Below are 258 nucleotides of genomic sequence, written 5' to 3' on the forward strand. Positions count from 1 at the left end.
TATAGATAAATACGGTTGCCATTATATAATACCAGTTCAAGCAAAAGGTGGGACAGATCAAATATCAATGGTGCAAACATCGCAAGATACAGCGTGGTGTGAACAAAAATACCCAAATGTTAGATGTAGAGCTATTTCCGCTCAGTTTGTTTCGAGCGATTTGATTGCACTGTTTGAGCTAAAGATAGACGAAGGACAAGTGAAATTGATTGAGGAAAGGCATTACAAACTGGTTCCGGCAAAAGAGTTAGATAGCTC

The 258-nt window shown here is 38.8% G+C and carries 1 protein-coding gene; it reads left to right on the plus strand.

Annotation, left to right across the window (positions count from 1 at the left end):
• Window positions 1–258 (plus strand): hypothetical protein (locus ACODJP_RS14260; RefSeq protein WP_422482626.1); only part of this gene is annotated, 258 nt, incomplete at both ends.

Source organism: Pleomorphochaeta sp. DL1XJH-081 (assembly GCF_049310885.1).
Lineage (GTDB): Bacteria > Spirochaetota > Spirochaetia > Sphaerochaetales > Sphaerochaetaceae > CAYZJV01.